The sequence below is a fragment of the uncultured Aquimarina sp. genome (assembly GCF_947492405.1).
In the GTDB taxonomy this organism is placed as follows: Bacteria; Bacteroidota; Bacteroidia; order Flavobacteriales; family Flavobacteriaceae; genus Aquimarina.
The window spans coordinates 313,086-325,214 of sequence record NZ_CANLMP010000007.1 but is presented as its reverse complement, the minus strand read 5'-3'; the positions used below and the strand labels follow the sequence as shown (position 1 = coordinate 325,214).

13 protein-coding genes are annotated in these 12,129 nt (G+C 32.4%); 7 read left to right on the top strand and 6 right to left on the bottom strand.

The features are described from left to right. Positions 1 to 6: 6 nt before the first annotated feature. On the bottom strand, positions 7 to 816 hold the full coding sequence (locus Q0829_RS23015) for a glycogen/starch synthase (RefSeq protein ID WP_298547453.1): 810 nt from the start codon (positions 814 to 816) through the stop codon (positions 7 to 9). Between the two features lie 108 nt (positions 817 to 924). On the opposite strand from Q0829_RS23015, the gene panC reads away from it, so the two are divergent. From panC to radA, 5 genes are all read left to right on the top strand, one after another. Beyond that, entirely contained in the window at positions 925 to 1,773 is an 849-nt protein-coding gene (panC, locus tag Q0829_RS23010) for a pantoate--beta-alanine ligase (protein ID WP_298547344.1), read from the top strand. Positions 1,774 to 1,792: 19 nt separating this feature from the next. Then, positions 1,793 to 2,143: an aspartate 1-decarboxylase gene (panD, locus tag Q0829_RS23005; RefSeq protein WP_118459936.1), complete on the top strand. Its 351-nt coding sequence runs from the start codon at positions 1,793 to 1,795 to the stop codon at positions 2,141 to 2,143. Between the two features lie 4 nt (positions 2,144 to 2,147). Then, positions 2,148 to 3,125, top strand: coding sequence for a lysylphosphatidylglycerol synthase transmembrane domain-containing protein (locus Q0829_RS23000; RefSeq protein ID WP_298547342.1), 978 nt, complete (start codon positions 2,148 to 2,150; stop codon positions 3,123 to 3,125). Positions 3,126 to 3,234: 109 nt separating this feature from the next. Beyond that, the gene (locus Q0829_RS22995; RefSeq protein WP_298547340.1) at positions 3,235 to 4,383 is read left to right on the top strand and encodes an alpha/beta hydrolase-fold protein; all 1,149 of its coding nucleotides are present in this window, start codon (positions 3,235 to 3,237) and stop codon (positions 4,381 to 4,383) included. Between the two features lie 123 nt (positions 4,384 to 4,506). Next, entirely contained in the window at positions 4,507 to 5,874 is a 1,368-nt protein-coding gene (gene radA, locus Q0829_RS22990) for a DNA repair protein RadA (protein ID WP_298547338.1), read from the top strand. Here radA and Q0829_RS22985 read toward each other — a convergent pair whose 3' ends face one another. Next, a complete protein-coding gene (locus Q0829_RS22985; RefSeq protein ID WP_298547335.1) occupies positions 5,875 to 7,332 on the bottom strand; it encodes a hypothetical protein in 1,458 nt (485 codons plus the stop codon). 119 nt (positions 7,333 to 7,451) lie between these two features. Then, positions 7,452 to 8,483: an aldo/keto reductase gene (locus tag Q0829_RS22980; protein WP_298547333.1), complete on the bottom strand. Its 1,032-nt coding sequence runs from the start codon at positions 8,481 to 8,483 to the stop codon at positions 7,452 to 7,454. 561 nt (positions 8,484 to 9,044) lie between these two features. Between Q0829_RS22980 and Q0829_RS22975 the strand changes: the two genes are divergently transcribed. Then, complete coding sequence (locus Q0829_RS22975) at positions 9,045 to 9,269, top strand: hypothetical protein (RefSeq protein ID WP_298547331.1); 225 nt, start codon at positions 9,045 to 9,047, stop codon at positions 9,267 to 9,269. Between the two features lie 181 nt (positions 9,270 to 9,450). On the opposite strand, the gene Q0829_RS22970 is transcribed toward Q0829_RS22975, so the two are convergent. From Q0829_RS22970 to Q0829_RS22960, 3 genes are all read right to left on the bottom strand, one after another. Then, a complete protein-coding gene (locus Q0829_RS22970) occupies positions 9,451 to 10,164 on the bottom strand; it encodes a DUF434 domain-containing protein (protein ID WP_298547329.1) in 714 nt (237 codons plus the stop codon). Positions 10,165 to 10,308: 144 nt separating this feature from the next. Next, positions 10,309 to 10,605, bottom strand: coding sequence for a hypothetical protein (locus tag Q0829_RS22965; protein ID WP_298547327.1), 297 nt, complete (start codon positions 10,603 to 10,605; stop codon positions 10,309 to 10,311). Positions 10,606 to 10,875: 270 nt separating this feature from the next. After that, entirely contained in the window at positions 10,876 to 11,403 is a 528-nt protein-coding gene (locus Q0829_RS22960; protein ID WP_298547325.1) for a hypothetical protein, read from the bottom strand. 271 nt (positions 11,404 to 11,674) lie between these two features. Here Q0829_RS22960 and Q0829_RS22955 point away from each other — a divergent pair, with 271 nt between their 5' ends. Further along, positions 11,675 to 12,079, top strand: a complete 405-nt coding sequence (locus Q0829_RS22955) for a hypothetical protein (protein WP_298547323.1) — start codon at positions 11,675 to 11,677, stop codon at positions 12,077 to 12,079. Positions 12,080 to 12,129 lie beyond the last annotated feature (50 nt).

The following is a 12,129-nucleotide window of genomic DNA, read 5'->3' as shown; positions in this document are numbered from 1 at the left end:
CTTTTGCTACACCAACACTTCTGTCTGATAGAAGGCTTCATAGGCATCAGCAAATTCATCTGGTTTTTTATATTCTAATACAGGTTGATCTATAGTTTCTAAATGTTTGGAAAGTTCTTCAGGGATTTCTTCTGACCCAACAATTATTGCATCCGAATTATCTATAGCAACTTTCATTACATTATTATATGTCGGTTTAGCAAGGTCAGTGATCTTCTGTTCATCTATTCCATCAAACTTAACTTTTTCTAACATATTTTTATCCAATGTCCCTTTGTACCCATGATCATAAACAGAAGTTACAATCTTACTATGACTAAATAATGGTTCATTAGCGTAATAATTTCTTAGATATAATGGTAGCATAGATGCTAACCATCCATGAACGTGAATTACATCAGGAGACCAATTCAATTTCTTAACAGTCTCGATAACTCCTTTTGCAAAAAATATTGCTCGCTCATCATTATCTGGAAATAAATTTCCTTCTTCGTCAGTAAGAGTAGCTTTTCGCTTGAAATAATCTTCATTATCAATAAAATAAACCTGCATCCTTTCTTTAGGAATAGAAGCTACTTTAATAATTAAAGGCATATCCAAATCATTAATAACAAGGTTCATCCCTGATAAACGAATTACTTCGTGCAGTTGATGTCTACGTTCATTAATGTTTCCGTATCTGGGCATAAAAATTCTAATTTGCCCGCCTTTGCTGTTTACCATTCTTGGTGCTTCAAAAGACATTGATGAAATCTCTGTCTCTGGTAGGTAAGGTATTACTTCTGATGATACGTACAATATCCTCTTATCTTTCATATGATCTACTTTTCTCGTCTCCTTAGGAATAAATTTTTGCAAAATTACGAAAATTTATGTAGTCTGCCAGTAATATCTTATTTTTGCACGCCTTTAACTTTTAGATAAATGCGGGTATACGAGAAAAGACTGGACATTGAACAGGATGTTGCAGACTTACATAAACAAAATAAAAGCATTGGTTTTGTTCCTACAATGGGAGCTTTACATCATGGTCATCTAGCGTTGGTACAAAAAGCGATCGATCAAAATCAAGTTGTTATTGTAAGCATATTTGTCAATCCAACTCAATTTAACAACTCTGAAGATTTAGTTAATTATCCTCGTACTCTTGATTCAGATATAGCACTTCTTTCTAATTTATCTAAAGAAATTATTGTTTTTGCGCCAAAGCCGGAAGAAATATATGGATCAAAAAACAATTCTATTAAATATGATTTTAGTGGTTTAGAACATGAAATGGAAGGTAGATTTCGTCCAGGCCATTTTGATGGAGTTGGAACTGTTCTTAAACATTTATTTACTATTGTTTCTCCAACCAAAGCTTACTTTGGGGAAAAAGATTTTCAACAACTTCAAATTGTAAAAAAACTAGTTGAGATTGAAAAAATGTCAGTAACAATTATTGGCTGCCCTATTTATAGAGAAGACAGTGGATTGGCATTAAGTTCCCGAAACAAAAGATTAAACAAAAAACAACTTCTAGAATCTCCTTTGATATATAAGACATTAAAACAAGTCAAAAATGATTTTGGCACAAAAAGTGTACTAGATTTAACCGATTGGGTTTCAGAACAGTTCAAAAACAATGACACACTGGAATTAGAATATTTCGAGATCGCTAAAGTTTCTAATCTTAAATCGATCAAAAGAAAACGAAAGAACACCAAGTATCGAGCTTTCATTGCAGTTTTTGCAGGAGAAGTTAGACTTATAGATAACATTGCCCTAAATTAAAAATAACTAAATTTGTAACATGTTTGTACACGTTGTAAAATCAAAAATTCATCGAGTTAAAGTAACAGGTGCTGACCTAAATTATATAGGTAGTATTACTATTGATGAAGATCTAATGGATGCTGCTAATATCATAGAAGGTGAAAAGGTGCAAATCGTTAATAACAATAACGGTGAGCGTTTGGAAACCTATGCTATTCCCGGACCTAGAAATAGTGGAGAAATTACATTAAATGGAGCGGCTGCCAGAAAAGTAGCTAAAGGTGATATATTGATCCTTATTACTTATGCAATGATGGATATTGAAGCTGCTAAAAAGTTTAAACCATCTTTATTATTCCCTAATGAGGAAAATAATTTGCTAAAGTAAAAGAGTGAATCCTAAACTCACAAAATTCTTAAAAATAATACTCCCGCTTATGCTGGGAGTTTTTTTAATTTGGTATTTTCTCAGTTCTGCAACTCCAGAATACAGAACTAAATTATTACAAAACATTAAAAATGCTGACCCTGTTTGGGTACTAATATCACTTACATTAGGCATCATATCTCATGTCTCCAGAGCTTATCGTTGGAAATTTTTGTTAAATCCTCTTGGCTACAATCCCAAATTACACAATAGTTTTATGGCAGTAATGGTGGGTTACTTATCTAATCTGGGAGTTCCTAGGTCTGGTGAAGTATTAAGAGGTTTTACAGCATCTACTTACGAAAAAATTCCTTTCGAGAAAGCTTTCGGAACCATAGTTTCTGAAAGAATAACTGATTTAATTATGCTTATCATAGTAACCACTATGGCAGGTATTCTACAGACGGAGTATTTACTCAACTTTCTTGAAGAAAAAAACATTAATCCTTTATTAACACTTGGGATAATTTTTTTATTAATCCTTATTGGTTTTTTAGGACTAAAAATTCTCCAAAAATCATCTAATAAATGGATTGTAAAAATTAAAGATTTCGGGATGGGTTTATTAGATGGGATGAAAAGCATTTTTTCTATGAAGCAAAAATGGGCTTTTCTTTTTCATACTATTCTTATCTGGTTATTATATGTATTAATGTTTTATGTTGTAAAATTTGCTGTCCCGAACTTGAATAGTGCTTCCATAGGAGTAATTCTAGTTGCTTTTGTAGTTGGCTCTTTTTCTATGTCTACCACTAATGGAGGTATTGGCATATTACCATTCCCAATTGTTGTTGGAGCAGTATTTATCTTTTTTGGTTTCGAAAAAAGTGATGGAGAAGCTTTTGGTTGGATTTTATGGGGTTCTCAAACTGCAATAAATATTATCGTTGGGGCGTTATCATTTTTATTTCTACCGATTTTAAACAGAGAAAAGAAAACTTAATAAAGCCCTTGTAAACAATAGATTGATTATCGTATCGGTTTATTATAAAATTTTAAAGGTTTAAAATAATTTATATATTGCCACTTGCTTAACCTTAATCTTACCACTTATGAAGAAAAGTATATTTTTAATTCTTATATCCATCTTTACCTCAATCTCATATGGTCAGGTAAAATACGAAACATTTAGATCTATCAAACTAGATCAAAACCGAGATTTAAAAATCCAATTACCTCGTAATTATGAGAAAAATGAAGATAAAACATATCCTGTAATTATTGTATTAGATGGTGATCATTTATTCGAGCCAGTAGCGGGTAATGTAGATTATTTCTCTTATTGGGAGGATATGCCGGAGTCTATCGTAGTAGGTGTGCTTCAGAGAAAAACAAGAGAAGATGACTGTAGGTATGATTTAGCCAGCTATTTACCTGAAGGTAAAGGGGCAGAATTTTTTGAATTTATTGGTCAGGAATTATTACCGTATATAGAAGAAACTTACAGAACTGCTCAGCTAAAAATGATCGTTGGTCACGACTACACTTCTAATTTTATTAATTATTTCTTATTTAAAGATAATCCAATATTTCAGGCATATATCAACCTAAGCCCTGAGTTAACTCCACCAATGGAAGAGCGAATTTTTAATGTTCTAAATGGTGCGAATTCAGATGTATGGTATTACTTAGCAACTGCTACTAATGATGCTGATAACATCAAGAAAAATTTGATTGCCGTAAATGAAAAATTATCTACTATAGAAAATCCCGAGGTCAATTATTTCTTTGATAATTTTGATGAGTCTTCGCATTATACCTTAGTTGGTAGAGGAATTCCAAAAGCCTTGGAAACCATTTTCGAGATGTATCGACCTATTAGTAAAAAAACCTATAAGGAAGATATTCTTACTTTAGAAACATCATTGTATGATTATCTAGTAGATATTTATGATACTACTGAAAAATTATATGGAATCAAACGCCAGATTAGAGTCAATGATTTTATAGCTATTTCTACAGCTATCGAAAAAAAGGAGCTTTGGGAAGAGTTAGAGCCTCTTGGTAAATTAGCTATTAAAGAGCATCCTGAAACTATGTTAGGATACTATTATCTTGGCTTGGGTTATGAGCAACTTGGAGAGCCTAAGAAAGCAATGAGAGCTTATGAAAACGGATTTTTGCTTAACGAAATAGCTTTTCTAACTAAAGATTATATGTTAGAAAAAGTTAATAAAATAAAAGAAGATTTTGGTTATTAATACTTACCTAATTTAATAGTCAAATCAGATAGTAAAAAGATCCCGGAAATGGGATCTTTTTGTTTTCTTTCTAATTGCAGAATGAACTTAAATAATAGTATTTTTACAATCAATTTATAAGCTATGGCCAAAACCAAAACTGTCTTTTTCTGCCAGAACTGCGGTTCACAATATGCTAAATGGCAAGGACAATGTACTTCTTGCAAAGAATGGAACACAATTGCAGAAGAAGTAGTACAGAAGGCTCAAAAAAATGACTGGAAAGATCCTAACACATCATCAAAAGAACGTCGAGTTTCCAAACCTTTAAAAATCTCTGAAATTGACACCAGTCACGAAGCTAGATATAATACCGACGATGCTGAACTAAATCGAGTTCTTGGCGGAGGATTAGTTCCTGGGTCACTAACCTTATTAGGAGGTGAACCTGGCATTGGAAAAAGTACGCTATTACTACAGATTAGCCTAAAACTACCTTATAAAACTCTATACGTTTCTGGTGAAGAAAGCCAAAAACAAATAAAAATGCGCGCAGAACGTATACATTCTAAAACTGATAATTGTCTGATTCTTACTGAAACCAAAACTCAAAATATTTTTAGACAAATAGAAACTACAGAACCAGATATTGTTATTATTGACTCTATACAAACTCTACATAGTGATTATATAGAAAGTAGCGCTGGCAGTATTTCGCAAATTAGAGAATGTACCACTGAACTCATTAAATTTGCTAAAGAAACGGCAACCCCAGTTATCCTTATTGGTCATATCACAAAAGATGGAAATATAGCAGGACCTAAAATACTAGAACACATGGTAGACACGGTACTTCAGTTCGAAGGAGATCGAAACCACGTTTATAGAATTCTAAGAGCTCTGAAAAATCGTTTTGGCTCTACATCAGAATTAGGGATTTATGAAATGCTAGGCAGTGGGCTTAGAGAAGTTAGCAATCCAAGTGAAATCCTAATCTCTAAAAAAGAAGAAGAGTTAAGCGGAACTGCTATCGCGGCTACCGTAGAAGGTATGCGACCATTGATGATAGAAATACAAGCACTGGTCAGCACAGCAGTTTATGGCACACCTCAGCGAAGCGCTACTGGATATAATCTAAAGCGATTAAATATGATTCTGGCTGTATTAGAAAAACGTGCCGGTTTCAGATTAGGAGCTAAAGATGTATTCCTAAATATTACTGGCGGAATTTCTGTAGATGATCCGGCTATTGACTTAGCCGTCGTTGCTGCCATATTATCCTCTAACGAGGATATACCTATAGCTAAAGATTATTGTTTCGCTGCAGAGGTTGGGCTTGCAGGAGAGATTAGACCTATCAATAAAGTAGAACAAAGAATTCAAGAAGCGGAAAAACTGGGTTTCTCTACTATTTTTGTTTCTAAATACAACAAAATTTCTCAAAAAAACACTGGTATCAATATCCAGTTAGTTGCTAAAATTGAAGATGTAGTAGAATATTTATTTGGATAGTTATGATTTTATCTTTGGTCTCATATATTCTGGTAATAAATTTGCTATATATTTAATATGACTTTTGGTATAGCTATCCTTTTGATTATACCTAAAATTATGATATAGATAAAATAAGATTAGTCTATTATAATCATCTAAATCATTATCCTTAATCATTTCTACTAAATCCGAAGCAATCTTGTCCTTGATTTCGCTTTCGGAAAGTGCTCTACCGACTCTTCTGATATTGGAATAATAATGATTTTTACTAGGGTTTTTTACTCTGAAACTTATTCCATAAATTAAATCGGAAACGTTAATATTCAATACTTCAAGTTCCTTAACATAGGTGAGACGATCTGCCCAGGCATAACTACCATCAGAAGATCTAATAAAACGATCATTCATCACATTAAGATGAGCTCTTAAAAACACATCCCAATCATAACTTTCTGCAGAAAGTTGAGCAATGTTCATAGCATGAATTCTGGGACTTTGATCCTGACTGCAGCCACCAACTACAACTCTACCTCGTTTTAAAATCAACGCTTTTTCTTTAGACAAGTATTTTGATATATAATTTTCTAATTCATCATTTGAACTCTGTTTATCAATTGCTTCATTAAATGCCATATCAAGCAACTTGATAAATTCTTCCTTTTTAGATAACTCTTCTTTAATAAACTTAGAACGCGTGATTTTCCAGTTTCTATGGTCTTTCCTGAATTTTTTATACTTTTTACTTGAGACTCTTTCTTTGTATTTTAAATCTGTTAACTCTTTTTCTAATTTAGGCTCTTTTTTCCCAAACTCTTTTTCAATATATACATAAAGTTCATTTAGTTTTACAGTACTTTCAGTATTTCTGTATCCCCTTCGAGTTCGTTTCGCATCATCGGGATGAATTTGAGTTGTGCTATCTATTAAACATTCCGCGTACTGTACCATCCTTGAATATTGATATGGAAGCTCTAACGACTTAAACTCGCTTTGGAGATAAACAACACCTTCTATTTTACCTTTTCTTCTATTTATAATCCAGTTATTGACTAAAGATTTTCCCCAATCTTTTTCCTGGATATTAACATCTCTACCATTCGGTTCCTCTGATACTCTAATATATTCTGATCCATCATATCTAGTATAAGTTGTTTTAGTAATTAATGCTAGCTTAGACTTTACATTGGGGGCATATTTTGCAATAAAGTTTTCCAACGAAATATTTGCTTCTAACATTTCTATTAGACCCTCCGCATTAGAGGCTTCTATATCTATGTAAAGGCCTTTTGTCTGTGGAATTGATCTAAAACTCTTAGTCAGATCACATTTTCTAAATTCTTTATTTTTATCTCCAACGATCTCCTGAAGTTTAGCAATCGCATTCGGAGAATATATCAATCCATTCTCAAACTCTGTAAACTCCGACTGGGCTTGCAGGGACACTCCTAGAAGGAGAAGCAACAATGTTTTTCTCATTTCAAAAAAATATTAGTTATATAAAGCAAATTAAACCTAGCTCGTTATTATTACAACAATGATTGAGCCAACTATACTTTTAAACGAGTAAAACACTTTTTTTATTTAGTAAACATTTTTTAAGGCGCTGGGTTAGGAATTTGCATATGAACTTCATTGATTTCGTTGATAATTTCATCAGACAACGTAAGGTGAATACTACCTATGTTTTCTGTTAGTTGACCTATAGAAGTAGCTCCAATGATATTACTGGTCACAAAAGGTTGTTGATTTACAAATGCTAATGATAATTGGGTTAAACTGATATTATGTTTTTTAGCAATTTCATTATACAACCTTGTTGCTTTATAACTATTCTCATTCATATACCTATTATAGTTAGGAAAAAGATCTACTCTAGAGTTTTTTGGAATTTCTTCAAGATATTTGCCTGTCAGCATCCCAAATCCTAGTGGTGAATAAGGTAAATGACCTATATTTTCACGATGTAAAACCTCCACAAGACCAATTTCATCTTTTCGGTTTAGTAAATTATATGGGTTTTGTATCGTAATCATTTTGGGAGCTCCTTTTCTTTCTTCTTCTGCATATCGCATCAATCCATATGCTGTTTCATTAGAAACTCCAACTTGCCTTATCTTACCTTCTTTTACAAAATCAGTAAGGTTTTCCAAAACCTCAGCAAAATTATCTATCCAAGCATCGTTTTCATCATGAGTATATCCTAGCTTACCAAAATAGTTAGTTTGTCTTTCTGGCCAATGTAATTGATAAAGGTCGATATAATCTGTTTGTAATCTTTCTAAACTTTTATGAATAGCATCTGCTATCTCTTGTTTGCTAAACTCTCCTTTTCTTATGTGTTTCGAAAACTCTGCAGGACCAACAATTTTTGAAGCAATGACTACCTCATCTCTTTTCCCGGATTTCTTTAACCAACTTCCGATTGTTCGTTCTGTACTTCCCTGGGTTTCTTTCTTAGCAGGTACAGAATATAACTCTGCTGTATCTATAAAATTAACCCCTTGACTAATTGCATACTCAATTTGCTCATGACCTTCTGATTCTGTATTCTGCTGTCCCCAAGTCATAGAGCCTAAACATATTTTACTAACCCTTATATCTGTATTTGGTAATGTGGTATACTTCATTCTTTAATCTAAAATTTATTGAATAAACCAAAATTAAAGACTCTCCTCTTAGATATTCCAAAAATTATCATAATAAAGCTCATAAAGTGGGAAAATTATCTACATCATCAACATAAATATCCACACATGAATTAGGTGTTTACTTAATTAAACAAATTATAAGTACCTATTTTTCAAATACTTATGTGTTTTTAAGATTTATGGAATAATTATTTCGATAAGTATAACATATCCTTATAAAATCAAGGGTATACAAAAAAACTACAGCTTGTTTTGATGATGAACGAAATCTAAAAAAGTTTATACCAACCAAAAAGAGGTGTATTGATAACCTCAATAAAAGGGTTTGATTTCCCAGAACCCTTTACTTTTTTAACCGGAAAAAGAGCTTCTGCAATAGGAAGCTCTTTTTTTTAAAGTACTGTTCTCTAAAAAAACATTCAACTAAACATCTTGATTACAGTCAACTTATATATTATTATATATAAATAGCGTTATTTATATATATTTTTATATCTTTAGTTTACTTTTAACCTTATGACTAACTCGTGAGATACATCCATGCTAAACACATATTACAAAGATTTAACTAAAGAAAATAAACGTTTTGCTATACACAGAATAGCTTCTAAAACTGATTTTACTGAAGAAATCGTAAAAAAAGTGCTACAACGTTACAATCCTTTGATGGAAATACAAGAAAATAGAATTGTGATCAACCGAAATTCTTATCATAAACTAATCCGTGAAATATATAAAGAGAATGAGAATGGGGTGTCAAAATAAAAAACGGATGCAGTTACCCCATTACCACATCCGTTTCACAACTAACCAACCTAAAATTTAATTCCTCACTCATCCAACACTTATTATCTTTTAGATTGATATAAAATTAGCGTAGTTTTCTGGTTCGTAGAAACCATAATGAGGGAACCCCTAGTTTGAATGAGGGAAATAGTAACTTTTGTTATTTTGAATCCACAACAATAGCTTTCGGGATATGTTCTTCTATAAGATATGCTACCATATTAAAATTTTGTTGAGCACGATCTAAAACCCAAGCATCCGAACTTATTACAATATGGTCAGATTCTGCTAAAACTGTATCTGGATTATTGTCTAAATAAATACTCCAAGGAAATTGATTTTGCTCTGCCAATTCCCGAAGCATAGTTTTTAATCTTCCACTATTAGAAACTGGAGCATCAAAATACCAATCTACCGCGCTCACGCCTAATTCATGTAAGACCTTACCAATTAACAAAAGAGCTTCTTCTGTTTTTCGAACTCTTTTATAGGTGCCGTGCACTCCTGAAACATCCCTATAATACTCATCCAATCCTTTAAAAACATAGGCTCCAGACATGGCACTTTCTAAAATGATAAGTAAATTAAATCCGTCGATAGCAACCGTTTTACCTTTTAGATTATTTGGTGTTATGCTTCTTTCTGAGCGCAAAAGTATCTGTTGTTCGCTAGCGCTCATTCCTCTCAAAGCTATTTGTTGTCTGGCATTAAGCCTATACCGATTTCCCACTAACTGTAGTGATGATTTTTCTGCAAACCCTCTGCTAAGCAAGTAACACATATCTTTAGCTGCCTCTTGTAGCTTTTTCTGCATCTTAGGATCACCGAACAAACGATCATCACTAGCTTCTTTTCCTCGGTTACGGGTTGACATTTATAAATTAAACAGGCGATTAAGTCATTTATGAGATCCCGCAATACTGCAGGATTAGTTCAACTATTAGTTTTGTGTGCGTTACTTATGGTAACTTTTCATCCGCCATGGCGGATCATAAAAAAAGCGCTTATCGCGCTGCTCTTATGACATTGGTAATATTTCTATTACTTTACCATATACATTTTTGGTCCATCCATTGATGCGACCTCGGTTGTTACCGATTAGTAATCCTCGTTTTGCATTTTTTCCTTTCACTAAATGCGTAAAACAGTTTCCTCTTACTTTGCAAAAAACAATATCTCCTGCTTTGCAATCTTCCCAATTTACGGGTTCCAATACCACAGGTTGTTTTGATTGTAAGATTGGTAACATCGAATTACCAGGTTCTTTGGAGACAATCGTCTCACCATTCAATAGTTTTTGAATTTTCCAATTCATAATCATAGTTTTAAAAATTAAACATTTAATTCAAAAACTATGGAGTATGGTCGTTACAAAGAACGTATACTCATGTACTATGCAAAGATATATGTTTTTTTAATAATCATAATATAACATACAAATCTCTTGTTTTCGATATATTTAGATATCTACTCAGAGCTTATTCGAAGGACTTAGTGTGACGATTTTCCTATAATTTAATATCTAAAATTATTCAAAAAACGATCTAAGCATCTTATAGATTGAAGTATTATCTAAAATAAAATTTTATTGCTCTTCCTTATTCACTTTTTTGGTGATACCACATTTCCTCCGAATGGATCTTTCTGCAAGTGTTGCGGCATTTCTGGCTTGTTGCTCAGAGCGACCGTCTTTAATTATGGCATCATAGACTGTTTTATTTTCCATAAGACCTTTTATAATACAAACAAAACCAGGACTGTCCTTACCCTTATAACGACTTTTTTTCTTAGGTTTTGTAACCATTTCATTGAACAATCGTCGTTTTAGCACTCTATCCTGCTGCACCTCAACGACAAATGTATTTAGCATAGCCTCCTGATCCGGATCCATCTCATTCACTTTATCCAATAAATTGGCATACTCATCATTGGTAAACTCAAAATACTGATAGTAATCAAAGTAGTTGCTTTGACCTTCCTCTTCTTCTTGTACTTCTCCTTCATCTTGTGTTTCTTCTTCCTCATAATACTCTTCTTCACTTTCCTGACTCAACCCTTTTACTACAAATAATAGTAGTATTATAAAAATGGGTAACCGCTTCATTTGTTTCATAGTTTTAAATTGATTTGGGTATTGTAAACGTCTGATACTGTTCTTTTGTTATCTGTCTTCCTTGATTTTATCATTTTTGTTATATGCATATTTAAGAATTTTATTTTTGTCTGCTAAATTCATGGCACACTTTTTGGAAACTTCAAATTAAAATGGTTATTTTAAACCGATTTTTAAGATAACTTTAATACTAAAATTATATTTATTCCGTTTTGGAATACGTGAAATCAAATACGCAGTTTTGATACTAAATTTATAACACCCAAATATTATGAAAAAATTATTTCTACTTTTACTTATGGTAGGCGCAGGATCAACTATCCAAGCACAGGAAGATTGGAGAGATCAAAAGAAAATTTTTGATGATGTATATAGTCTTGCCACAGATCTTAATGCGCAGACAGATAAAGTTACTGCTCAGGGAAGTGTAATCTCTATACAAACAGGAAAAGGTACTATTTCTGTTGAAAGAGAATTAGACAAATCAAAACCAAAAGAATTACAGCATTTTTACTATAACCTATTGACATCTAATGGAAAATCTATAAGGTTAGATAAAATGAATGCTGAACGCGTAATTGAAAGCTTTCAATCTAAACTTTTAAAGTTAAAAGAAGAATTAAGAGTAAATCAAGATGCTGATGTTGAAAATATATTAAAAGACTTATTCAATTAGATCCTTATCTAAAATATAATGTATAAAAAAAAGCGGTCAATTGACCGCTT

What these genes read in the sequence shown, in the direction of transcription:
- Q0829_RS23015 (WP_298547453.1), bottom strand. Translation starts at nt 816, where the DNA reads ATGAAAGATAAGAGGATATTGTACGTATCATCAGAAGTAATACCTTAC.
- panC (WP_298547344.1), top strand. Translation starts at nt 925, where the DNA reads ATGCGGGTATACGAGAAAAGACTGGACATTGAACAGGATGTTGCAGAC.
- panD (WP_118459936.1), top strand. Translation starts at nt 1,793, where the DNA reads ATGTTTGTACACGTTGTAAAATCAAAAATTCATCGAGTTAAAGTAACA.
- Q0829_RS22995 (WP_298547340.1), top strand. Translation starts at nt 3,235, where the DNA reads ATGAAGAAAAGTATATTTTTAATTCTTATATCCATCTTTACCTCAATC.
- radA (WP_298547338.1), top strand. Translation starts at nt 4,507, where the DNA reads ATGGCCAAAACCAAAACTGTCTTTTTCTGCCAGAACTGCGGTTCACAA.
- Q0829_RS22985 (WP_298547335.1), bottom strand. Translation starts at nt 7,332, where the DNA reads ATGAGAAAAACATTGTTGCTTCTCCTTCTAGGAGTGTCCCTGCAAGCC.
- Q0829_RS22980 (WP_298547333.1), bottom strand. Translation starts at nt 8,483, where the DNA reads ATGAAGTATACCACATTACCAAATACAGATATAAGGGTTAGTAAAATA.
- Q0829_RS22975 (WP_298547331.1), top strand. Translation starts at nt 9,045, where the DNA reads ATGCTAAACACATATTACAAAGATTTAACTAAAGAAAATAAACGTTTT.
- Q0829_RS22970 (WP_298547329.1), bottom strand. Translation starts at nt 10,164, where the DNA reads ATGTCAACCCGTAACCGAGGAAAAGAAGCTAGTGATGATCGTTTGTTC.
- Q0829_RS22965 (WP_298547327.1), bottom strand. Translation starts at nt 10,605, where the DNA reads ATGAATTGGAAAATTCAAAAACTATTGAATGGTGAGACGATTGTCTCC.
- Q0829_RS22960 (WP_298547325.1), bottom strand. Translation starts at nt 11,403, where the DNA reads ATGAAACAAATGAAGCGGTTACCCATTTTTATAATACTACTATTATTT.
- Q0829_RS22955 (WP_298547323.1), top strand. Translation starts at nt 11,675, where the DNA reads ATGAAAAAATTATTTCTACTTTTACTTATGGTAGGCGCAGGATCAACT.